The organism is Sphingomonas sp. TDK1 (assembly GCF_001650735.1).
GTDB lineage: Bacteria > Pseudomonadota > Alphaproteobacteria > Sphingomonadales > Sphingomonadaceae > Sphingomonas.
In genome coordinates, this window is record NZ_LXVY01000004.1 from 409,568 (window position 1) to 430,364 (window position 20,797).

Consider the following 20,797-nt stretch of genomic DNA (forward strand, 5'->3'; position numbering starts at 1 on the left):
AATGTCAAGGAAAGCGGCATGACACACGAAAGCGAACCCATTTCCGCTTCGCTCGTTGTCTGCGCGTCTTAGCAGGAGAACCCGTTCCCGATGGCGCCCTATGCCGATGCCCAGCCGCTTGCAGCGGGCGCCGCTGCGATCCATGGATCGGCGATGCCGCCCCTCGCCCAGCCCAGCTTCACCGTCGACGGAAACCAGCTGACGCTGCTGCCCGACGGGCCCGAGCGGATGCGCGCGTTGCTCGCGCTGATCGCGGGCGCCGAGCGGACGCTGCGGGTGCTCTATTATATCTATCTCGATGACGAGGCCGGGGCAGCAGTGCGCCAGGCGCTGATCGACGCGGCGGCGCGCGGCGTAGAGGTGCGGCTGATCGTCGACGGCCTGGGTAGCGAGCACGCCCAGAGCAACGACTTCTTCGATCCGCTGCATGCGGCCGGCGTCGAGGTCTGCCGATTCGTGCCGCGCTGGGGGCGGCGCTACCTGCTGCGCAACCACCAGAAGCTGGCGCTGGCCGACGAAGCCCGGGTGATCGTCGGCGGGTTCAACATCGAATCGAGCTATTTCGGTACCGTCGCCGATCATGCCTGGCGCGACATGGGGCTGCTCGTCGAAGGTCCGGCGGCCAAGCGGCTGACCGGCTATTTCGACGCGCTCGCCGCCTGGGCCAAGCGCCCGCGTGCGACCCTGCGCGCGCTCGGACGAACGCTCAAGGCCTGGAGCGAACCCGAAGGGAATACGCGGTGGCTGCTCGGCGGGCCGATGCGGCGGCTGTCGCCCTGGGCGCGGGTGGTGAAGCACGATATGGAGCGGGCGCAGGCGCTTGACCTGATCGCCGCCTATTTCGCTCCCAGCCCCGGGATGCTGCGCCGACTGGACAAAGCCGGCCGGCGCGGCCGCGTGCGGCTGGTACTGCCGTCCAAGCTCGACCATAGGGCTGCCATCTGGGCCGCCCGCTTCACCTATGCCGGGCTGCTGCGCAAGGATGTGCAGATCTACGAATATCAGCCGACCAAGCTGCACACGAAGCTCTATGTGATCGACGATGTCGTTCATATCGGCTCGGCCAATTTCGACATCCGCAGCATGTTCCTCAATCTGGAGCTGATGCTGCGCGTCGCGGATCCCGCCTTCGCTGCCCATGTCCGCCGCTATGTCGACGGCGAGGTCGCGCAGTCGGAGCGGATCACGCCGGAGCTCTACAAGGCCCGTACCGGCTGGTGGACGCGGGTGAAGCAGTTCGGCGCCTATTTCGTGATGGCGGTGCTGGACTATAACGTCACGCGGCGACTGAACTTCGGATCGAAGGGCCCGGTGGAGTCGTAACCCGCCCCGGGGCGGCGCGCTTATGCCGCCTTGGACAATCCGTCGCATGACATTGGCCCCGCTTCCGGCTACCCCGGCGGCATGTTCCGGCTGCGACGGCATCTGCGCACGCACTGCTGGCTCGCCTTCGCGATACTCGCGGCGGCGCTGCTGGCCCGCGTCTGCGTGCCCGCCGGATTCATGCCCGTGCGCGACACCGACGGGACGGTGCGGCTGGCCTTCTGCTCCGGCTATGGCCCCGCTCCGATGGCAGCGTCGATGCCCGCATCGCCAGCCGACGGCATGCCGCACGCGATGGGCGGAATGCATCACATGGCGGGCATGACTCACGCCATGCCGTCGCACGACCGTCCGGCGGACGGCGCGCAGATGCAGTCGCCCTGCGCCTTCGCCGATCTGGCACTCGCGGCGATCGGCGGTGCGGATCCGATCCAGCTCGCCGCGCTGCTGCTGTTCGTGCTGGCGACCGGCTTCATAACCGCTCTTCCCCTGCCGCCCCGTGCCCCTGCACGGCTGCGGCCGCCCCTGCGCGCGCCACCCAGCCTCGCCTGATCCGAAACGTCGCGCCAGGCGGCGGTCCCACACCGGGCCCGCCGCCGTTGGACGACGCGTGAACAGGAGAAAGGCGCACGCACAAAGACCGCGCGCCGACCATGGGGAATTGCATGCAGAAATTGTTGATCGGCGCGATCCTCGCGTCGAGCGTTGCCACGCCCGTATTCGCCCAGGCCGGGCGATCCGGCGAACCCGACATCATCGTCACTGCCCAGACCGATCCGGAAGATCCGAAGGTCGTGTCCGAGGCCCGCGCGCGTCTCGCCCGAACGCCGGGATCGGTGTCGGTCGTCGCGGCCGAAACCTATCAGGACCGCACCGTGGTCGGCCTGCCGGACCTGCTGCGCGACGTGCCCGGGGTGCTTTCGAACAAGCGCTATGGCGAGGAATCGCGCATGTCGATCCGGGGCTCCGGCCTCGACCAGAGCTATCACCAGCGCGGCGTACTGCTGGCGCAGGACGGCGTGCCCTTCGCCGACGCCGACGGCTTCTCGGACCTGCAGAAGATCGATCCGCTCGGCGCGCGCTATATCGAGGTCTATAAGGGCGGCAACGCGCTGCGCTTCGGCGGGGCACAGCTGGGCGGTGCGGTCAATCTGATTACGCCCAACGGCCGCACCGCCGCCACGCCCTTTACCATGCGGCTGGAAGGCGGTGCGTTCGAAACCTGGCGCGCCCAGGCGGCAGGCGGTGCGACCGCCGGGGCGTTCGACTATTATGCGAGCGTCAACAGCTACCATTCGGACGGCTATCGCCAGCAGGAGAAGCAGGACCAGACGCGCGGCACGATCAACCTCGGTTATCGCTTCGGTGAGGAGAATGAGGTTCGCCTGATCGGCTATGCCGCAGACATTCAGCAGCAGGTGCCAGGCGCCCTGAGCCTGGCCGATGCGCTCAACAATCCCCGCTTCGCCGGCACCGGCGTGGTCGCGCGCCGCCAGGCCCGCAACCAGACGGTGGAGCGGGTCACGCTGCAGACGCACCTGCGACTGTCGGACGGCCTGGTCTTCGAAGGCGGCGTCTATGCGACGCAGACCGACCTGCATCATCCGATCTCGATCGTGATCGACCAGGATACCGACACCCAGGGGGCGTTCGGCCGCTTCGACCTGAGCGGCACGCTGGCTGGGCACAAGGCGGACCTGTTCTTCGGCGCCTATTACCGCCAGGGCGGCACCAACCAGGGGTTGTTCGTCAACGCGCTCGGCCAGCGCGGGCCCCGCATCGGCGACAGCCAGCAGCTCGCCACCGGCCTGGACCTGTTCGCGGAGGGGCGCTTCTTCGTCCTGCCACAACTGGCGGTCGTCGCGGGCGCGTCCTGGGGCCGGGCGACGCGCGACTATACCAACCGGCTGTCCGCACGCACCCAATCGGTCGACTATGACTGGTTCGCCCCGCGCGTCGGGCTGCTCTACGAACAGGGCGCGGTGCAGGTCTATGCAAACTACACGCGATCGGTGGAACCGCCACATTTCGGCGCGCTGACCCAAACCAACACCACCGGCCAGCTGTTCGTGCCGCTCGACAGCCAGCGCGCCTGGACCGCCGAGATCGGCACGCGCGGCAAGGCGGGGGCTTTTACCTGGGACCTGACCTTCTACCGCGCGACGATCGAAGGCGAGCTGCTCAGCTATCTGCCCAGCGCCAATTTGCCGGCGACGATCTTCAATGCGGGCGATACCCGGCACAGCGGGGTGGAAGCGAGCCTGGACTGGCGGCTGCTCCGTGGCCTGCGCCTGCGCCAGACCTACGCCTGGAGCAACTTCCGCTTCGTCGACGATCCCGTCTATCGCAACAACCGCCTGCCGGTCGCGCCCGAACACCAATATCGCGTTTCGTTGCGCTACGACGGGCCGCACGGGCTGTTCGTGGAACCGTTTCTCGACTGGCGCATCACCGATGTGTGGGTGGATTACGCCAACACCAGGAAGGCGCCGGGCTATGCCCTGCTCAACCTGAGCGCGGGCTTGGCCGTCGGGCCAGCCACCCTGTTCGTCGACGCGCGCAACCTCACCGACAAGCGCTACACTGCCGAATTCGCCGCCGTCACCGACGCGCGTGCCGCGAGCACCGCCGTATTCTTTCCCGGCGAGGGGCGCTCGCTGTTCGGCGGCGTTCGCCTAGCCTTCTGACCCCATGGAGTAGCATCATGCGATTTGTACGAAATACCCTCGCCGCGCTTGTGCTGCTGCTGCCCGTGGCGGCGCAGGCGCATATCGTCTTTGCCGAGCCGCAGGCGATCGCAGGCAGCTATTATGCCGGCTTCCTGCGCGTGAGCCATGGCTGCGGCGCGTCGGACACCGTCTCGATCCGAGTCGAGATCCCCGCCGGCATCGTGTCCGCGCGGCCCCAGCCCAAGCCGGGCTGGACGCTGGCGGTCGAGCATGCGCCGCTCGCCACCCCGATCAAGGGCGAAGGCGGCGCGACGATCACCCAGCGCGTCTCGGCGATCACCTGGACGGGCAAGCTGCCCGCGGACGAGTTCGACCAGTTCGGCATCATGATGAAGCTGCCCGAAGCGCCGGGCGCGCTCTATTTCCCCACGGTGCAGCGCTGCGCCAGCGGCAGCACCGACTGGGTCAACCTGCCGGCCAGCCCAGAGGCATGGCACGCGACCAGAAACCCCGCGCCGATCCTCACCCTGACGGTACCGGAAGGGCACCACAGGATGCACTGAGATCTCGGGCGCCCTGCCGCTGGATGGGGCGCGCGCCGGCGCGGCTCGCGCAAGCCGCGCCGGGGACGGTGCCGAGCCGCTCCCGCCCATTGATTCATCTTCGTCACATTTTTTGAGACAGTCCGCGAAACCCGCCGCCCTCCTCCACGTTCAACGGCGAACCAAAGGGAGGAAACCACATGGCTTCGGCCGAACTCGGCACCGGGCGCCTGCGCGCATGAAACTGCCCGGCACCGACGATTCTTCGACGCTTCTCTACGATCTGCGTCCCGATACGCGCAGCGTCGGCATCCTCACCTTTCATCGCTGCATCAACTATGGGTCCTATTGGCAGGCGCGCTGCCTGGCGGAAGGCGTGCATGCACGCGGCGACCGCGTGATGTTGCTCGACCATGAATCGCCCCGCGTCACCCGCGCCGAGTGGCGTAACGCCCTGCAACCGACCCTGCCGGTACGCGCCAGTGCGGAGGACCGCCGCCTCTATGGGGCAAAGCTCCGCAAGTTCCTCTGCGCCTTCGACGCGCTGCCGCTGTCACCGGGGTTCGATCTGGTCGATCCGCTGGAGATGCCGCGTGTCGATACCGTGCTGGTCGGCAGCGACGAGGTCTGGAACCTGCGCCATCCCTGGTATGGCGGTGCCTCCATCTTCTTCGGTCAGGGGCTCAATGCCGAGTGCGTGGCCGCCTATGCCGCGAGCTTCGGCAGCTATGATGCCGATGCCGGGCTGGACCCCTATTGGCAGGACCAGCTCCGTCGCTTCGACATGATCGCCGTGCGCGACGAGAACAGCCGGCAGCTCGTACGCCAGGCGATCGGCCGCGATCCCACGGTGGTGCTGGATCCCTGCCTGCAATTCCCGCCGCCCCACGACGCTGCCACACCGATTCCCGAGGGTCGCTATGCCCTGGTCTATGGCCATGGGCTGCCGGAGGACTATGCGGAAGCAGCGCGCCACTGGGCGACGACGCGGGGCATTCGCCTGATCAGCATCGGCTACCGCAACGACTGGGCAGACGAGCAATGGCTCGACGCGGGCCCCCAGGACTTCGCGGCTGCCATGGCGGGCGCAGAGGCGGTGCTGACAAACTTCTTCCATGGCTGCGTGTTCGCGCTGCTGAACGGCAAGCCGTTGGCCTGCGCGGCCTCGCCCGACCGGATCAACAAGGTACGCGACCTGACCACGCTGCTCGGGGCCGAGCGCAACCTGCTCGTCCCCGGCGCGCCTGTCGACCTCGGCCCGGTCCTCGACGTGCCGCTCGATGCGCGCGTGGCCGGGCGAATCACGGCGATGCGGGAACAGTCCAACGCGTATCTGGACCGGGTGCTCGGCTGAGGCGCCCAGCCCCGCCGCCTTCCTGTACTCCGGACTGCGCCTTGGCTGCCGTGGCCGCAGGCCCGGGCGGCGGCCCTATGGGTGCGGACAGCTACCCGCACCGGAAGCCCACGGGTTCCCTCGCCCTATCGTTCGACCAGATCAATCGCCGCTGCGCGGGTCCCGGCCGAGCGCAGCCCGGCCGGGTATGGAAGGATCAGACTTCCACGTCGCTCTTCGTCCGTCCCGCGCCCGGGCCGGCGGCGAGGTCGGCGCCGGTGGTCGGGTTGGTCGACGGATCCGACTTGGTACGCTCGGCCAGCTGGGCCAGCGCGGCGGTATCGGTCGAACCCAGCGTCACCGTCGGCATGCCGTCGCCGTTATCGACGGGCAGCGTCTGCTCCAGATCGTCGACCCGGTCCCATTCCGGCCCGTCATTCCAGGGGCCGAGCATGTCGCCCTCGCCTTGCGAGGTGTTGACGTACATGCTCGCATATTCCGGCACGCCCGGCAGCTTGCCCGGCGGGAAATTGTCCTCGATCGAATAGAGCGCCTTCTCGAAGGACTTCTGGTGCGCCACCTCGCGCGTCATCAGGAAGTTGAGCGCATCCCGGATACCCGCATCATCGGTAAGGTTTATCAGCCGCTCATAAACGATCTTGGCGCGGCTTTCGGCGGCGATGTTGGAGCGCAGGTCGCAGGTCGGGTCACCGCGGCTGTCGATATAGGCGGCCGTCCAGGGCACACCCGCCGAGTTGGTGAGCGAAGGGCCGCCGCCATAGAGGATGGCCTGGGTATGGCTGCTCCCGCCCTGGGTGAGCGACATGTACAGCTCGGCTTCCTCCATATCACCCTCGGAGATATGCGCCTTCACGCCCTTGTTGAGCATCGCGACGATCGAACCGATCACCTCCAGGTGGCTCAGCTCCTCGGTCGCAATGTCGAGCAGCATATCCTTGCGGCCAGGATCGTCCTCGGCGAGACCCTGCGTGAAGTACCGCATCGCTGCTGCCAGCTCCCCATCGGGGCCACCAAATTGTTCGAGCATCAGGGAAGCGAGCACCGGGTTGGGCTCCGCGACGCGCACAGTATATTGCAGGCGCTTATTGTGCATGAACATGCAGTCTCTCCTTGGATATTTCGTACACCCCAAGAGCGGCTGGATTTGACAGTTGTTTCAAAAGCTTCGTGACTGATCGATTCTTTTGACACTTAACTTGGATGAAGTTGCAGTCGCTGCCCCACCTCGAGCGGGGGTCGTTCCGGCTTCTTCGACATGGCGGGCAGAAGCACGCTGAACGACGCAGTCGATCAACGGAACGCCGCAGAAGGCCGCTTCGTTGAAGATCAAGCAAACCACGAAAAATCAGGAACTTGGCAGATGAGCGACAAACAGCCGATGCAGGCAGCCGGCGGAGGTGCCAACAAGGGCGCGCCCGATGGCGTCTCCGATACCGAAACGCATGGCCGCACGCTCGGCGAGAGCGAAGGCGGCGCCTATCCCAATCCCTATCCGGACAAGGCACGCAAGGAGGGCCCCGGCCACTTCATGGGCCATGGCGGGCAGAGCCACATCAATTACGAAGGCGGGGACAATCCCAACGCTACAACCAAGGACGCGTAACGACCATGGCATATCCGGGCGCGCCGAGGACGCGCCCGGATCCTTCTACTCCGCGATCAGTGCGCCGCCTGTTCGCCGCGTACGATACCGCTCTTGCCGAGCTGGTCATCGATCTGCGCCATCAGCCGGTCGAGACCGTCCTGGTCCTTCGCCTCAGCGCGGGCGACGAGCACATCCTGCGTGTTCGAAGCGCGCAGCAGCCACCAGCCGTCCGCCGTGTTCACACGCGCGCCGTCGGTGCGGTCGACATCGGCGCCATCGGCTTCCAGCCGATCGAGCACTTCCTCGACGACGGGGAACTTGCGGCTTTCCTCGACCTGGAAGCGCATTTCCGGCGTGTTGACCATCGCCGGCATCTCGTCCTTCAATTGGGTAAGCGACTTGCCAATGACGTGAATCGCCTGGATCAGCCGGATCGCGGCATACTGGGCATCGTCGAAGCCATAATAGTCCTGCGCGAAGAAGATGTGGCCGCTCATCTCGCCCGCGAGCGGCGCGCCGGTTTCCTTCATCTTGGTCTTGATCAGGCTGTGGCCGGTCTTCCACATCACCGGGTTGCCGCCCAGTTCGGCGACGCGATCGTACAGCGCCTGGCTGGCCTTCACATCGGCGATGATCGTCGCGCCCGGATCGATGCGCAGCACCGGCTCGGCGAGGATGGCGAGCAGCTGGTCGCCCCACACCACCCGGCCCTGGCCGTCGATCGCACCCAGGCGATCGCCATCGCCGTCGAAAGCGAGACCGAAATCGAGGTTCTTTTCGGCGACCAGCTTCTTCAGATCGGCGAGATTCTTCTCTTCGGTAGGATCGGGATGATGATTGGGGAAGTTACCGTCCACATCGGTGAACAGCGTATGGTGCTCACCCGGCAGCAGCTTGACGAGCTTCTCGATCACCGGGCCGGCGGCGCCGTTGCCGGCGTCCCAGCCGATCTTGTACGATCCGCCCGCATAGCCGGCGATCAGGCGGCTGACATACAGGTCCTCGATGTCGGCATCGGTCACCGTCTCGGTGCCGTCGCCTTCGTCCCAATCGCCTTCCGCCGCCATCTTGCCCAGCGTCTGGATGTCCTGGCCGAAGAACGAGCGGTGCTGGAACACCATCTTGAAGCCATTGTAGTTGCCGGGATTATGGCTGCCGGTAATCTGGATGCCGCCATCCACTTCCAGCGTTGCCTCGGCATAATATAGCATCGGCGTCGGGCCCATGCCGGTGCGGACCACGTCGCAGCCGGACTGGGTCAGGCCCTCGATCAGCGCGGCCTCGAGCATCGGCGAGGAGATGCGTCCGTCGCGGCCCACCGCCACGCGGCGGCCGCCGGCGCGGCGCAGAAGCGTCGCGAAGCCACGGCCGATCGCGCGGGCGTCATCCGGACCCAGCGTCTTCCCGACAATCCCGCGGATGTCGTACTCACGCAGCGACGTAGGATCGAAACGGTGCGTCATTATTGCCCTCCCGAAGGTAAAGATGCGTGCCTCATTCGCGACTCGACTCGAAGTTGCAAGCCGCTCGACGCACGGAAAGATTAATATATTGCACTGCAATAAAGGTTGCAGCCAAATTGTTACGTGAAGAGGACGGACCTCAGCCGCGCAGCAACGTGTCGCGCGCCAAATTGATCCGCCGCGTGAGTTCGGCGGACCCACCCCGGTCGGGATGCAGCGCCGAAACGAGCCTGCGGTGCGCCGCTCGGATCTCTTCCGGCCCGGCGGCGGCGTCCACACCCAGGATCGCCCGTGCTTCGCTTTCGCCGAGCCGGGCCGCGGGCGCGATCGGCGACTTCGGTTTCGGCTGCAACCAGCGCCACAAAATGTAGAGCAGTGCGGCGGCGATGAGAACCTTCGTCATCAGGCGAACAGCGGCGTGGCGATATCGGGTAGCGCCAGCCCGGCCATCATCTCGCGCAGTTCTTGCCGCGCGGCAACATGGCTGAGCCCCATTTCGCCGAACTCGCGCGAATCGAGCATCGTCAGCCCCTGGGGGAACAGCTCGCGATAGATCACGCGTTCGGAAAGGCCCGAGATCACCCGGAAGCCGACGCGCTTGGACAGCTGGTCGATCGCCTCGGACACGCGCTTCATGTTGCGCGCCTCGATATGCTGCATGCGGTTGCGCAGCACCACCCAGTCGATCGTCTCGCCGTCCGCCTTGGCGCGGCGCTTGCGCGATTCCCAGATCATCTCCGAATAGAAGCTGGGTCGCGTCACCCGGAAGCTGTCCGGGTCGACCTGGCCGATCAGGTCGAAGTCGACGAAGCTGTCGTTCATCGGGGTGACCAGGGTATCGGCGTTGGTGACCGAGATGCGGGCGAACTTGTCGTCGCGGCCGGGGGTGTCGATTACCAGAAAGTCGGCGCCTTCGCCGAGTCGATCCAGCGTGTCGGTAAAGAAATCCATGCTCTCGCCGTCATGCGTCTCATAGATCGGCATCGGCAGCTCACGGCCCATCCGGCGCATCGTCGCGCGGCGATTGTCGAGGTAGCGGCCCATGGTCCGCTGGCGGTGATCGAGATCGAAACAAGCGACGCGTGCGCCCTTCGCCGCCAGCGCGATCGCCGCGTGCACCGCGGTGGTCGACTTGCCCGTGCCGCCCTTTTCATTGGCAAAAACCAGCACATGCAGTCGTTTAGCGGGCTGATTCAATGCAGCTATTCCTTCACTTGATCGGGCGGCCTCCCCCCCATAGAAGGCCCCGCTTCCGTTCATATCGAAAGTGCCCAAGCGTGCAAACCGTTCGCCAGATCGACGATCTTCGCCAGGCGCTGGACGCCTTCCGCAGCGAAGGCGCTCGGCTGGCCTTCGTTCCCACCATGGGGGCGCTCCATGACGGCCATATGGCGCTGGTCGAGGCCGCAAAGCGCGCCGGCACCCGCGTGATCGTCTCGATCTTCGTCAATCCGATCCAATTCGGTCCCAATGAGGACTTGGCGAAATATCCGCGCCGCGAACAGGCCGATTCGCGGCTGCTCGCCAATGCCGGCGTCGATCTGCTGTGGATGCCGACGCCGGAGATCATGTATCCGGAGGGCTTTGCGACCCAGGTGTCCGTGTCGGGCGTGAGCGAAGGGCTCGACGGTGCGCATCGCCCCGGCCATTTCGACGGCGTGGCAACGGTCGTGACCAAGTTGTTCAACCAGGTCCGCCCGGACGTGGCGCTGTTCGGGGAAAAGGACTGGCAGCAGCTGCAGGTGATTCGCCGCATGGTGGCCGACCTCGACATGGGCATCGAGATTCAGGGCGTGCCCACCCAGCGGGAGGATGACGGCCTCGCCCTCTCGTCGCGCAACGCCTATCTGATGCCGGAAGATCGTACCCGCGCCGTGGCGCTCCCCCGCGCGCTCGGCGCTGCCGCCAAGACGATCGGCGAGGGCGGTGATCGCGACGCGGCGCTGGCCCAGGCGCGCGACTCGCTCGCCGCTGCGGGCTTCGAGGTCGATTATGTCGCGCTGGTCGATGCCGAATCGCTTGCGGCACCGGCCGAGGGCCGGCCGATGCGGCTGCTCGCTGCCGCCAAGATCGGCGGCACCCGACTGATCGACAACATCCCGGTGCTATGAACTAATACGGTTAAGCCGCTTAACCTTTTATTGTCCTTAGCCCCCCAAATTCGTCCTCAACGAAGGAGCCGAAACAGGGGCAATGCGACGATGGCGAACAGCGAGAAGAGTGCACGATTTCTGATCGAAAGCAGGCTGCGGGATGCAGCACGCGGTAGTTGCGATGCCTGTTTCGATCTTGGCATCGTCTATTCCAGCGGCGCGGAAGGCGTAACGATCGACTTGGTCGAGGCGCACAAATGGTTCAACATCGCCGCGATGACCGGCAGCAACGAAGCGCAGGCCTGCCGCGCCGACATCGCCGAGGACATGACCGCACGCGAGATCATCGAAGCGCAAAAGGCTGCCCGCGCCTGGCTGCGGGGCCTGGAGAGCCGCGCCGCCTGAATATGGTCAGGCGGCCTTCTGGCCCCAGCTGATCGAAACGCGGGTGCGGCCGAGATGGCTCTCCACCACCACGCGCAGACTGCGTTCGGTTTCCTCCCCCGCTTCATAACTGAAGCCGGTTTCGCGGCGATATTTGAGTCCGGAAGCATTGGCCTGGGCCCGCGACCAGCCCAGCACCTGTTTCGACGGGGCATCGGTTTCATAGACCAGATTGCCGCTGACGTGGCGGCCGTCGAGCCCGTCGGGCGCTGCCGTGCAACTGAGAATGGTCGCATGGGCATAGACCGGCACGAAATCGGGCTTGTTGCTGCAATCCACCGCCGCCGCGACATTGGCGGGAACTCCGGCGGCCGCCGCCGAGGCGACATTCTGGCCCACCGGATCATCGGTAGTCCGCTGCCCACGCCCGCAGGCCGCCAGCAGAACCATCGCACCGACCAGCGATGTACGTGCGATCATGGCGTGATGTCCCATCCCGGCCCCTTTTCCCGCGGCCCGGCACGTCGCCGGCCCTTGCTTCGAAGAACAACGGCTCCGCCACCGCTTTGCTCCCGAACACGCCCCTTGGTGCAGCGCGCCCGGCTCTGCTAGCGCAGGCGAAAGGGCCCAGGGGCCCCATTGGGGGATTGCCGCGCACATGCTCAGACGTTCGTCCGCCAGGCTGGCACTGGCCGGTGCCATGCTCGCCCTGCTCTTCTGCGGCGGTCTTCTCGTCTATGGTGCCGGCCGCGGCATCGATCTTACCGACGAGATCTTCTACCTCGTCTGGGCGCGCGACCCCGAAGCCTATGCGCTGCTCTACCAGCCCTTCGGCTATCTGTTGCACCCGCTCTACGCGCTGCTCGGCGGGGACATCGCACGCTACCGAATCACCGGCTTCGCGACTACCGCCCTGGCGGGCGCACTGCTCGGCAACGGGTTGGCGCCGCAGCCCTCGGCGCGGCTTCGCTTTGCGATCTTCGGCGCGGGCACTGCGCTGGTCATCTATTTTCCGTGGATCGTCACACCCAGCTACAACTCGGCTGCGAATGTGGGCGCGATGCTGGTGCTGGCAGGTGTGGCGACCCTGCACCGCCCGGCACCGCTCGGTGCGCGTGCCGCAGCGGCGGGGATGATCGCGCTCGGCCTTTGCGCCGCCGCCTTCGCCAAGCCGCCGCTCTTCGCGTTGAGCGGCGTGCTGCTGGTCGCGCTCGCCGGCAGGTCGTTGCGGGCGAATCGCGGGCGCAGCGTCGCCCTGCTCGGCGCACTTGCCCTGGCCGTGGTGGTGATCGGCCTGTTCCTGCCGCTACACCACGTTCCGGCGCTACTCGCGCGAATTTCCGCCAGCCAGCATGTCCTGGCGCTGCCCAACACGCCGCTGCACCTGCCGATCAAGATCCTGGGGGACTGGAGCGCCGTGCCGCCGCTGCTGTCCGCCGCGACGCTGGCGGTGGCGGGCGCGCTGGCGCTGCGCCGGGCCCGCTGGGGGGCGTGGTTCGGCCATGCGGGGATCGCACTGGCGCTGCTGTATCTTGCGCTCGCCGTGCCCGACGCGCTGGATGGCGGCATCCCGGAATTTCCGGGCCTGGCGCTGCTGCTCGCCGCGGCCGGCTATGCGACCTTGGTTGCGCGGGACGATGGGCTGATGCTGGGCCTGCTGCTCGCCGCCCCCTTCGCGGTGGCGCTCGGCACGTTCAACAATCAATGGGCGCAGCTCGATTTCAGCATGGTCTTTCCGCTGCTGGCGCTGTTCCGCCTCGCCGAGGAAGACCCCCTGGCGTGGCGCCGCGCGGCCGCCCTAGTGCTGAGCCTGGCCGCGGCGCCGCTGCTGCTGCTCACCGCCGCGATGTCGCCTTACAGCCTGCCTGATTCGATCTTCGCCCAGCAGACCCCGGTGCGCCATCCGGTGACAGGCAGTTCCCTGCTGGTCGACGAGGAGACGGCAGACTTTCTGCACGGCACCCAGGGCCTCGCGACGGGCGCGCTGCTGGTGGACCTGTCGGGAACCGGCCCGGGCGTCGCCGCCGCGCTGGGGGCGAAGGCGCCGGTACTGCTCTGGCTGAACCCGGCGACCGCGACCTGGCCGGATGTGGTGTGGTCGCGTCTCAGCGAGCGGGAGCGGGCAGCGGCATGGTTCGTCGCGCCCGTGTTGCCGCTGTTTCGGCCGTCCGCGCCGGCACGCCGGCTGGCGGCGCATCCCGGCCGCTATTGCCGCACGGCGCTGCCGCGCATGTCCTTCTGGTGGCAGGAGCGGGCGCTCGAACTCTGGCGGCCCTGCGCCGCGCCTGCACCAGGCGCAGGCCGCTGAGGCGAGCGATCAGAACGGCACGTCGTCGTCCAGATCGTCCGGGAAGCCGCCACCGAAGCCGCCGCCGCTGGTCGCACCGCCGCTGCGCTGGCCGCCGCCGTTGAAGTTGCCGCCACCGCGACCGGCCGGGGCACCGCCGCCGAAGCCGCCACCGCCGCCGCCGCCGCCGCCGCCGAACGAGTCGTCCGCGCCCCAGTCGTCACCGCCGCCGGTGCTGCGGCCGCCGCCCATGCCGGCACCCTGACCGCCGCCGGGACCATCGAGCAGCACCATCTGCGCGTTGAAGCCCTGCAGCACGATCTCGGTCGAGTAGCGGTCGGCGCCGCTCTGGTCCTGCCACTTGCGGGTCTGCAGTTGGCCTTCGAGATAGACCTTGCTGCCCTTGCGCAGATAGCGCTCTGCGACGTTCGCCAGGCCTTCGCTGAAGATCTTGACCGTGTGCCACTCGGTCTTCTCCTTGCGTTCCCCGCTATTGCGGTCCTTCCAGCTCTCCGAGGTGGCGATACGCAGCTCGACCACCTTGCCGCCGTTCTGGAACGCCCGGCTCTCGGGGTCGCGCCCGAGATTGCCGACGAGAATCACCTTGTTGACGCTGCCCGCCATGCTGCAAAAACTCCGATCAATGCGATTGAGCGCCGGATGCACACGGCGCTAGAAGACTCCAATGGCCGAGATCATTAACCTGAACAAAGCGAGAAAAGCGAGAGCGAAAGCGATCGCACAGGGCCAGGCCGAGACCAACCGCGCGCGCTTCGGCCGCAGCAAGGCGGAAAAAGCACGCGACGCGGCGGAGGCGGAACGCAAGGTCCGCACGCTGGACCAAGCGCGGCGCGAAACGCCCGAAGATCCGTCCTAACCGGCTGCGCCATGCCCCGTCACCCCTACGTCGGGTGGGGAAGGCCATGGTTAAGGAATCGTATACGCCTCTTTCCCGCGGCCTTCGGCCCGCCGGGGGCAGCTCGATTCCCAGTCGCGTAAAGGAGTAGTTCGTGGCGTTATCCTGGTCGAAGCGCGCCGCCCTCGTGGCGGCGGCCCTGTGCCTCCATGGTCTTTCGATGTCCCCAGCCCTGGCCAAGGGCGATGCACGGTTTACCTCCACCGTCGAGTTCGGCGACAGCCTCGTCGACGCCGGCAATTACTTCATCAACAGCGGCGGCACCTATCCGGATGCGGCCGGCGGCTTCTTCGAAGGCCGCAACACCAACGGCTATGATTATACCGATCTGCTGAGCCAGCAGATCACCGGTGCCCCGACCACCGCCTCGCTGGCTGGCGGTACCAACTATGCCTTTGGCGGCGCGCGCGTATTGGGCGGCGGCTTCCCCGACTTCGCCACGCAGATCGGCGAATATCAGCAGCATCTCGCGGCAACCGGCGGCAAGCTGGACGCGCACACCCTCGTCTCGATCACCTTCGGCGACAACGACGTCGGTGCGATCGACAATGGCGATCTCGGCGGCTTTGGCACGCGGCAGGAAGCGCTGGCGGCAATCGCCGGCAGCTATGCGGCAGGCATCCAGACGCTGGCGAACATGGGCGCGCGGAACATCCTGTTTACCGGCTTCCTCTATCTCGACACCAAGACCTCGTACGAATTGCAGGACCTGCTGAAGGCCGATCTCGCCCAGCTGACGCTGCCCGACGGCACGCATCTCTACAGCTATGACATCCTCGATTTCTTCAAGCAGGCGGCGGCCGACCCGACCAAGCTTGGCCTGCCCGCCGGGCTGGACACGGTAACACCCTGCCGCGCCGCCGGCGCCCAGCCGAACTGCTCGCATTACCTGTTCTTCGACGGCGATCACCCCACCGCCGCCGCGCACCAGGCAATCCTCAACGACATGAACCACCAGTTCGGCCTGCTCAACGCCGCCACTAGCGCGGTGCCGGAACCCTCGGCCTGGGCGATGCTGCTCGCCGGCTTCGGGCTGCTCGGCTGGATGGTTCGCCGCAAGCGCCTTCCCACCGCACCGGGCACGCTGGCGACGAACTGAGACGGTTCCCGCTGTCAAAGCGGAACGCATCATGTACAACGGCGGCAGTTCGATGCTGCCGCCGCTTCCCTATCCCGCGCTTCACGCCAGCCATTCCGGCGTGTGGATCGCCACGTCCGGAGGCACGCGGGGGCTGAGCCGCGGCGAGGCGATCCGCATCGCCGCGGACACGCCGGTGCTGCTGCTCAATGCGCCGCTGGTCGGCCAGCGGCTGGGCCACCCGGAACTGAACGGGCTCGACCTGCTCGAGCTGTTCGCCTTCCTGCGCCCTGCACGCTTCATGGTGCCGACGCCGAAGGGCCTTGCCCGGGCGTGCGGGCTGGCGTCGCCGAGCGAGGACGCGCAAGTTGCAGCGTTCCTGCGCGATGCCGCCACTGCACTGCTCGCGATTCCGGAAGGCGACTGGCCTGAGCGCGAAGGCGCCTGGCACGGCCTGCAATCGCTCGCGCGGCTGCGCTGGCCTTGGTCCGCAGTGCTCGGCCAGCGCATCGCCAAGCCCGAGCGCGCCGAGCGCTGGCTCTTCTCGAAACTGCCGGAATGGGAGGAGGCCGCCCCGCGCCCCGCCCCGCGCACCATCACGCTCGACCCCGCGGATGTCGCCGAACGGCTCGCCCGCCTGACCGGCGCCGCCGCCGAGCGCCGCCAGGGCCAGCGCGATTATGCCGAGGCGGCGGCCCAGGCCTTCGCGCCCCGCAGCGTGCCCGACACCCCCAATATGGTATTGGCCGAAGCCGGCACGGGGATCGGCAAGACGCTCGGCTATCTTGCGCCTGCCTCGCTCTGGGCGGAAAGATCGGGCGGGCCGGTCTGGGTTTCCACCTTCACCAAGGCGCTGCAACGCCAGCTCGGCAATGAAGGCGAGCGCCTGTTCCCCGATCCGGCGCAGCGCCGCGCCCGCGTCGTCACCCGCAAGGGGCGTGAGAATTACGTCTGCCTGCTCAACCTGGAAGATGCGCTGCAGGGCGGGTTCGCGGGCCGCGCCGCGATCCTGGCGCAGCTCGTCGCGCGCTGGGCCGCCTATACCGCCGATGGCGACATGATCGGCGGCGACCTGCCCGGCTGGCTGCCCACGCTGTTCCGCCGCAACGGATCGACCGCGCTCACCGATCGCCGCGGCGAATGCATCTATGCCGGCTGTCCGCATTACCGGAAATGCTTCATCGAGCGCGCCGCTCGCGCCAGTGCCGATGCGGACATCGTCATCGCCAACCATGCCCTGGTGATGGTCAATGCGGCGCGGGGGCGGGAAAACCAAACGCGGCCCACCCGCTATGTGTTCGACGAAGGCCATCACTTGTTCGACGCGGCCGACGCGATGTTCTCGGTCGCGCTTACGGGCCAGGAATCGATCGAGCTGCGCCGTTGGCTGACCGGCCCCGAATCGGGTTCGCGCGGACGCCGCCGGGGTCTTGCCGCGCGTCTCTCGGATGTCGCCAGCTATGACGATGCCGGCGGACGCGCGATCGCCGAGGCGGTGGACGCGGCGCGCGCGCTGCCCAGCGACGGCTGGCTCCAGCGCCTCAACGAAGGCGAGCCGTTCGGCCCGGTGGAGGCGCTGCTCGCCGCCGTCCGGGGCCTGGTATACGCCCGCGACGCCAACGGCTCGGCGGAAGCCGGCTATGGCCTGGAAACCGAGCTCACCGAGCCCGATGCAGCGCTGGTCGAAGCCGCAGGCAACGCCACCGCCGCGCTCGATGCGCTGCTTCGCCCGATGGTCGTGCTTGGCCGCCGGCTCGAGGCGGTGCTCGCAGAGGCACCGGACTGGATGGACGGCCCTGCGCGCGCGCGTATAGAAGGGGCGATCGCGTCGCTCGGCTGGCGGGTGGATACAGTCGGCGCCTGGCTGGCGCTGATCGCGCGGATCGGCGGGCCGGCCGATCCCGAATTCGTCGACTGGCTGGCGATCGATCGTGTCGAGGGTCGTGAATATGACGTGGGCCTCCATCGCCACTGGCTGGATCCGGCCAAGCCGCTGGCCAAGACCGTACTGGAGCCTGCGCACGGCGTACTCGTCACCTCGGCGACGCTTCGCGCCGGCGGCGACTGGGACGTTGCCGAGGCGCGCTCCGGCAGCGTCCATCTGCTCCGTCCCGCCCAGCGCTTCGAGGCGAAGAGCCCCTTCGACTATCCCAACCAGGCCGAGGTGCTGATCGTCACCGACGTGAAGCGCGGCGACCTGCCCGCGCTTGCCAATGCCTATGCGCGACTGGTCGCGGCGGCGGGCGGCGGCACGCTCGGCCTGTTCACCGCAATCCGGCGCCTGCGCGCGGTGCATGCCCGCATTGCCGATCGCCTCGCGCGCGATGGCCTCCCCCTGCTCGCCCAGCATGTCGACCCGATCGACACGGGCACGCTGGTCGATATTTTCCGCGACGATCCGCGCGCCTCGCTGATCGGCACGGATGCGCTGCGGGACGGTGTGGATGTGCCCGGCGATTCACTGCGGCTGGTGGTGATGGAAGGCGTGCCCTGGCCCAAGCCAAGCGTACTCCATGCCGCGCGGCGGCTGGCAGGCGGTGGCTCGGCCTATGACGATCGCATCGTGCGCGCGCGGCTTGCCCAGGCGTTCGGCCGGCTGATCCGCCGTGCGGACGATCGCGGCGCCTTCGTGCTGCTCTCTGCCGCCACACCCTCGCGCCTGCTCGATGCCTTTCCGGCGGGGACGCGCATTACCCGGACCACGCTTGATTCGGCGGTCGAGCGGGTTCGGCTTTCCTTGGGACCGAGCTTGCGGCATGAGGCGGGCGAAACCGCCAGCGTTCACATCGGGGAAGCATGAAGACCCTTCTCGTCCTCCGCCACGCCAAGTCCGGTTGGGACGATCCGGTCGCCCGTGATTTCGATCGGCCGCTCAATCCCAAGGGGCAGCGCGCCGCCGTGGCGATGGGCCGGTATCTGCGCGACCAGGGGCTTCGCTTCGAGCACGCCATCGCCTCGCCGGCGGTGCGGGTGCAGGAAACGCTGGCACAGGTCGGCCACGGCTATGGAATCGCGATCCAGCCCATTTGGGATCAGAAACTATATCTGGCATCGCTCGGCACGCTGCTCGACGCCATCGAGGAACTGCCGGAGTCGGCCGGCACGGTGCTGCTGTCCGGGCACAATCCCGGGCTGGAGGAACTGGTGCTGGATCGGGTGCGCACGCCGGGCATGCTGCGCGATGCCGTCGAGCAGAAATTCCCAACCGCCACGCTGGCAGAGCTTCGGTTCGATGTGGAACATTGGGCGGAGGCGTCTCGCGCGGACGCCGAACTCATCCGGTTCGTGCGCCCGCGCGATCTTGATCCCAGCCTGGGGCCGGACGCCTGAAGCTCAGCGGTCCTCGTCCAAAGCCTGCGCCAGCGAGTCGCGAATCGCCTGTAACTCGGCGGTCCGTCCCTTGCCGCGTGCTGCCTTTTCTTCCGCCAGCAGTTTCTGGACGCCGCGGATGGTGTAGCCCTCCTCGCTGAGGAGGTGATGGATGCGGCGCACCAGCGCCACGTCATCGGGTCGATAATACCGGCGGTTGCCCGCACGGGTGAGAGGCTTCAGCTGGGGAAACCGCGTTTCCCAATAGCGCAAGATATGCTGCGGCCTGCCGATTTCAGCGGCGAGCTCACCTATGGTCCGCAACGCGCCGGCGGCCTTTTCGGTCGCCGACATGGCGGACCTCAGCGGGCTGAGACGATGCGGTCGCGCATCATCTGGCTGGCCCGGAAGGTGAGCACGCGGCGCGGTGCGATCGGCACCTCCACACCGGTCTTGGGATTGCGGCCGATGCGCTCGCCCTTGTCCCGCAACACGAAGCTGCCGAAGCCCGAGATCTTCACGTTCTCGCCTTTCGCCAGTGCTTCGCACATATGCTTCAGGATCTGCTCGACGATCCGCGAGGCGTCGGCGCGCGACAACCCCACTTCGCGATGCAGCGATTCGGCCAAGTCTGCCCTGGTCAGCGTGCCCGCAGCATTCATTCCGGCAATTCCTTTCGTGTACTAGTGTACCCGTATCAGATTGTTACGCGCTATCAAGATTGATGTTGAAGCGGCAGTAACCGCGCGGACATATTCTGGAAAAACACGTAATTCGTCCAAAATGGGGATATTGCAGCCCAACGCTCAGAAACGGACGACCGCCGCCCCCCAGGTGAACCCGCCGCCCATCGCTTCCAGCACCAGCAGATCGCCGCGCCGGATCCGACCATCCCGCACTGCAGCATCCAACGCAAGCGGCACGGACGCGGCCGACGTATTGGCATGGCGGTCGACGGTAACGATGACCTTCTCCGGCGCCAGGTTCAGCTTGCGTGCCGTCGCGTCGAGAATGCGGGCATTGGCCTGGTGCGGCACCACCCAGTCGACGTCGCCAGGTTCGAGCCCGGCCATCGCAAGCGATTCGGTCATCACCGCGGCAAGGTTGACCACGGCATGACGGAACACCTCACGCCCCTTCATCCGCAACTTGCCGACGGTGCCCGTGGTCGACGGACCGCCATCGACATAGAGCAGATCGTTGTAGCGGCCGTCCGCGTGGAGCTTGGTCGAAAGGATGCCCTGCGGCGCCTCGCCCTGGGTATCCTGCGCTTCCAGCACGATGGCGCCGGCACCGTCGCCGAACAACACGCAGGTGGTGCGGTCTTCCCAGTCGAGGATGCGGCTGAACGTCTCGGCCCCGATCACCAGCGCGCGCCGGTGGACACCCGCGCGGAGCATCGAATCGGCGACCTGCACCGCATAGAGAAAGCCGGAGCATACCGCCGCCACGTCGAAGGCGACGCAATCGAGGATGCCGAGCGCGTTCTGCACGCGCGTCGCGGTGGCGGGAAACGTCTGGTCCGGCGTGGCGGTGGCCAGCACGATCAGGTCGATCGACGCCGCATCGATGCCGGCCGATTCAAGCGCGGCCCTCGCCGCATCCGCCGCCAGCGTGCCGGTGGTCTCGTCGGGTCCGGCAAGGTGGCGGAAGCGGATGCCGGTCCGCTCGACGATCCATTCGTCGCTGGTATCGACGCGCTCCGCCAGCTCCGCGTTGGAAACACGCTGCGCCGGCAGGGCGGACCCCGTGCCGAGAATCACCGAACGTACGGTCATGCGACCCCTTCTTATC

The 20,797-nt window shown here is 67.2% G+C and carries 22 protein-coding genes; 13 read left to right on the forward strand and 9 right to left on the reverse strand.

Annotation, left to right across the window (positions count from 1 at the left end; genetic code table 11):
- The first annotated feature begins 90 nt into the window (after positions 1–90).
- The 5 genes from A7X12_RS05385 to A7X12_RS05405 all read left to right on the forward strand — a co-directional run bounded on the left by A7X12_RS05385 (position 91) and on the right by A7X12_RS05405 (position 5,888).
- A complete protein-coding gene (locus A7X12_RS05385; protein WP_198161888.1) occupies positions 91–1,323 on the forward strand; it encodes a phospholipase D-like domain-containing protein in 1,233 nt (410 codons plus the stop codon).
- Positions 1,324–1,404: 81 nt separating this feature from the next.
- Entirely contained in the window at positions 1,405–1,875 is a 471-nt protein-coding gene (locus A7X12_RS05390; protein ID WP_064310593.1) for a hypothetical protein, read from the forward strand.
- A gap of 113 nt (positions 1,876–1,988) precedes the next feature.
- Positions 1,989–4,010 carry a TonB-dependent receptor family protein gene (locus A7X12_RS05395; protein WP_064310594.1) on the forward strand — a complete coding sequence of 674 codons (2,022 nt, stop codon included), beginning with the start codon at positions 1,989–1,991 and terminating at the stop codon, positions 4,008–4,010.
- Between the two features lie 17 nt (positions 4,011–4,027).
- Positions 4,028–4,555, forward strand: coding sequence for a YcnI family protein (locus tag A7X12_RS05400; RefSeq protein WP_064310595.1), 528 nt, complete (start codon positions 4,028–4,030; stop codon positions 4,553–4,555).
- Positions 4,556–4,772: 217 nt separating this feature from the next.
- Positions 4,773–5,888 carry a polysaccharide pyruvyl transferase family protein gene (locus tag A7X12_RS05405; protein ID WP_084445090.1) on the forward strand — a complete coding sequence of 372 codons (1,116 nt, stop codon included), beginning with the start codon at positions 4,773–4,775 and terminating at the stop codon, positions 5,886–5,888.
- A 196-nt stretch (positions 5,889–6,084) separates the two neighbouring features.
- On the opposite strand, the gene A7X12_RS05410 is transcribed toward A7X12_RS05405, so the two are convergent.
- Entirely contained in the window at positions 6,085–6,987 is a 903-nt protein-coding gene (locus A7X12_RS05410; RefSeq protein ID WP_064310596.1) for a manganese catalase family protein, read from the reverse strand.
- A 261-nt stretch (positions 6,988–7,248) separates the two neighbouring features.
- On the opposite strand from A7X12_RS05410, the gene A7X12_RS05415 reads away from it, so the two are divergent.
- Complete coding sequence (locus tag A7X12_RS05415; RefSeq protein ID WP_064310699.1) at positions 7,249–7,491, forward strand: hypothetical protein; 243 nt, start codon at positions 7,249–7,251, stop codon at positions 7,489–7,491.
- Between the two features lie 56 nt (positions 7,492–7,547).
- On the opposite strand, the gene pgmG is transcribed toward A7X12_RS05415, so the two are convergent.
- From pgmG to A7X12_RS05430, 3 genes are all read right to left on the reverse strand, one after another.
- Positions 7,548–8,936, reverse strand: a complete 1,389-nt coding sequence (gene pgmG / locus A7X12_RS05420; protein ID WP_064310597.1) for a phosphoglucomutase/phosphomannomutase PgmG — start codon at positions 8,934–8,936, stop codon at positions 7,548–7,550.
- 139 nt (positions 8,937–9,075) lie between these two features.
- Positions 9,076–9,339 carry a J domain-containing protein gene (locus A7X12_RS05425; RefSeq protein WP_064310598.1) on the reverse strand — a complete coding sequence of 88 codons (264 nt, stop codon included), beginning with the start codon at positions 9,337–9,339 and terminating at the stop codon, positions 9,076–9,078.
- The gene (locus A7X12_RS05430; RefSeq protein WP_157105500.1) at positions 9,339–10,133 is read right to left on the reverse strand and encodes a division plane positioning ATPase MipZ; all 795 of its coding nucleotides are present in this window, start codon (positions 10,131–10,133) and stop codon (positions 9,339–9,341) included. Before A7X12_RS05430 ends, A7X12_RS05425 begins: the two co-directional genes overlap by 1 nt.
- Positions 10,134–10,213: 80 nt before the next feature.
- Between A7X12_RS05430 and panC the strand changes: the two genes are divergently transcribed.
- Both panC and A7X12_RS05440 read left to right on the forward strand, forming a co-directional pair.
- Entirely contained in the window at positions 10,214–11,047 is an 834-nt protein-coding gene (gene panC, locus A7X12_RS05435; protein WP_064310599.1) for a pantoate--beta-alanine ligase, read from the forward strand.
- A 90-nt stretch (positions 11,048–11,137) separates the two neighbouring features.
- Positions 11,138–11,434 carry a sel1 repeat family protein gene (locus tag A7X12_RS05440; RefSeq protein ID WP_064310600.1) on the forward strand — a complete coding sequence of 99 codons (297 nt, stop codon included), beginning with the start codon at positions 11,138–11,140 and terminating at the stop codon, positions 11,432–11,434.
- A gap of 6 nt (positions 11,435–11,440) precedes the next feature.
- Here A7X12_RS05440 and A7X12_RS05445 read toward each other — a convergent pair whose 3' ends face one another.
- A complete protein-coding gene (locus tag A7X12_RS05445; RefSeq protein WP_232318370.1) occupies positions 11,441–11,893 on the reverse strand; it encodes a hypothetical protein in 453 nt (150 codons plus the stop codon).
- 178 nt (positions 11,894–12,071) lie between these two features.
- Here A7X12_RS05445 and A7X12_RS05450 point away from each other — a divergent pair, with 178 nt between their 5' ends.
- Positions 12,072–13,721, forward strand: a complete 1,650-nt coding sequence (locus A7X12_RS05450; protein WP_064310601.1) for a hypothetical protein — start codon at positions 12,072–12,074, stop codon at positions 13,719–13,721.
- Between the two features lie 9 nt (positions 13,722–13,730).
- Here the strand turns inward: A7X12_RS05450 and ssb are convergent, their stop codons facing one another.
- The gene (ssb, locus tag A7X12_RS05455; protein ID WP_064310602.1) at positions 13,731–14,324 is read right to left on the reverse strand and encodes a single-stranded DNA-binding protein; all 594 of its coding nucleotides are present in this window, start codon (positions 14,322–14,324) and stop codon (positions 13,731–13,733) included.
- Between the two features lie 61 nt (positions 14,325–14,385).
- Here ssb and A7X12_RS05460 point away from each other — a divergent pair, with 61 nt between their 5' ends.
- The 4 genes from A7X12_RS05460 to A7X12_RS05475 all read left to right on the forward strand — a co-directional run bounded on the left by A7X12_RS05460 (position 14,386) and on the right by A7X12_RS05475 (position 19,024).
- Positions 14,386–14,577, forward strand: coding sequence for a DUF4169 family protein (locus A7X12_RS05460; protein ID WP_064310603.1), 192 nt, complete (start codon positions 14,386–14,388; stop codon positions 14,575–14,577).
- Positions 14,578–14,710: 133 nt separating this feature from the next.
- The gene (locus tag A7X12_RS26160) at positions 14,711–15,715 is read left to right on the forward strand and encodes a PEPxxWA-CTERM sorting domain-containing protein (RefSeq protein WP_064310604.1); all 1,005 of its coding nucleotides are present in this window, start codon (positions 14,711–14,713) and stop codon (positions 15,713–15,715) included.
- A gap of 31 nt (positions 15,716–15,746) precedes the next feature.
- Entirely contained in the window at positions 15,747–18,494 is a 2,748-nt protein-coding gene (locus tag A7X12_RS05470) for an ATP-dependent DNA helicase (RefSeq protein ID WP_232318371.1), read from the forward strand.
- The gene (locus A7X12_RS05475) at positions 18,491–19,024 is read left to right on the forward strand and encodes a SixA phosphatase family protein (RefSeq protein ID WP_064310605.1); all 534 of its coding nucleotides are present in this window, start codon (positions 18,491–18,493) and stop codon (positions 19,022–19,024) included. Before A7X12_RS05470 ends, A7X12_RS05475 begins: the two co-directional genes overlap by 4 nt.
- Positions 19,025–19,027: 3 nt before the next feature.
- Here A7X12_RS05475 and A7X12_RS05480 read toward each other — a convergent pair whose 3' ends face one another.
- The 3 genes from A7X12_RS05480 to A7X12_RS05490 form a co-directional block, all read right to left on the reverse strand.
- Positions 19,028–19,357, reverse strand: coding sequence for a MerR family transcriptional regulator (locus tag A7X12_RS05480; protein WP_064310606.1), 330 nt, complete (start codon positions 19,355–19,357; stop codon positions 19,028–19,030).
- Positions 19,358–19,365: 8 nt separating this feature from the next.
- Positions 19,366–19,665 carry an integration host factor subunit alpha gene (locus A7X12_RS05485; RefSeq protein WP_064310607.1) on the reverse strand — a complete coding sequence of 100 codons (300 nt, stop codon included), beginning with the start codon at positions 19,663–19,665 and terminating at the stop codon, positions 19,366–19,368.
- A 144-nt stretch (positions 19,666–19,809) separates the two neighbouring features.
- On the reverse strand, positions 19,810–20,781 hold the full coding sequence (locus A7X12_RS05490) for a beta-ketoacyl-ACP synthase III (protein WP_064310608.1): 972 nt from the start codon (positions 20,779–20,781) through the stop codon (positions 19,810–19,812).
- Between the last annotated feature and the right edge of the window lie 16 nt (positions 20,782–20,797).

Bases quoted from the DNA above. Each gene is read 5' to 3' on its own strand.
- A7X12_RS05485 (WP_064310607.1), bottom strand. From the start codon at position 19,665: ATGAATGCTGCGGGCACGCTGACCAGGGCAGACTTGGCCGAATCGCTG.
- A7X12_RS05400 (WP_064310595.1), top strand. From the start codon at position 4,028: ATGCGATTTGTACGAAATACCCTCGCCGCGCTTGTGCTGCTGCTGCCC.
- A7X12_RS05490 (WP_064310608.1), bottom strand. From the start codon at position 20,781: ATGACCGTACGTTCGGTGATTCTCGGCACGGGGTCCGCCCTGCCGGCG.
- A7X12_RS05425 (WP_064310598.1), bottom strand. From the start codon at position 9,339: ATGACGAAGGTTCTCATCGCCGCCGCACTGCTCTACATTTTGTGGCGC.
- ssb (WP_064310602.1), bottom strand. From the start codon at position 14,324: ATGGCGGGCAGCGTCAACAAGGTGATTCTCGTCGGCAATCTCGGGCGC.
- A7X12_RS05390 (WP_064310593.1), top strand. From the start codon at position 1,405: ATGTTCCGGCTGCGACGGCATCTGCGCACGCACTGCTGGCTCGCCTTC.
- A7X12_RS05395 (WP_064310594.1), top strand. From the start codon at position 1,989: ATGCAGAAATTGTTGATCGGCGCGATCCTCGCGTCGAGCGTTGCCACG.
- A7X12_RS05445 (WP_232318370.1), bottom strand. From the start codon at position 11,893: ATGATCGCACGTACATCGCTGGTCGGTGCGATGGTTCTGCTGGCGGCC.
- A7X12_RS05440 (WP_064310600.1), top strand. From the start codon at position 11,138: ATGGCGAACAGCGAGAAGAGTGCACGATTTCTGATCGAAAGCAGGCTG.
- A7X12_RS05405 (WP_084445090.1), top strand. From the start codon at position 4,773: ATGAAACTGCCCGGCACCGACGATTCTTCGACGCTTCTCTACGATCTG.
- A7X12_RS05475 (WP_064310605.1), top strand. From the start codon at position 18,491: ATGAAGACCCTTCTCGTCCTCCGCCACGCCAAGTCCGGTTGGGACGAT.
- A7X12_RS05470 (WP_232318371.1), top strand. From the start codon at position 15,747: ATGTACAACGGCGGCAGTTCGATGCTGCCGCCGCTTCCCTATCCCGCG.
- A7X12_RS05460 (WP_064310603.1), top strand. From the start codon at position 14,386: ATGGCCGAGATCATTAACCTGAACAAAGCGAGAAAAGCGAGAGCGAAA.
- pgmG (WP_064310597.1), bottom strand. From the start codon at position 8,936: ATGACGCACCGTTTCGATCCTACGTCGCTGCGTGAGTACGACATCCGC.
- A7X12_RS05385 (WP_198161888.1), top strand. From the start codon at position 91: ATGGCGCCCTATGCCGATGCCCAGCCGCTTGCAGCGGGCGCCGCTGCG.
- A7X12_RS05450 (WP_064310601.1), top strand. From the start codon at position 12,072: ATGCTCAGACGTTCGTCCGCCAGGCTGGCACTGGCCGGTGCCATGCTC.
- A7X12_RS05480 (WP_064310606.1), bottom strand. From the start codon at position 19,357: ATGTCGGCGACCGAAAAGGCCGCCGGCGCGTTGCGGACCATAGGTGAG.
- A7X12_RS05410 (WP_064310596.1), bottom strand. From the start codon at position 6,987: ATGTTCATGCACAATAAGCGCCTGCAATATACTGTGCGCGTCGCGGAG.
- A7X12_RS05415 (WP_064310699.1), top strand. From the start codon at position 7,249: ATGAGCGACAAACAGCCGATGCAGGCAGCCGGCGGAGGTGCCAACAAG.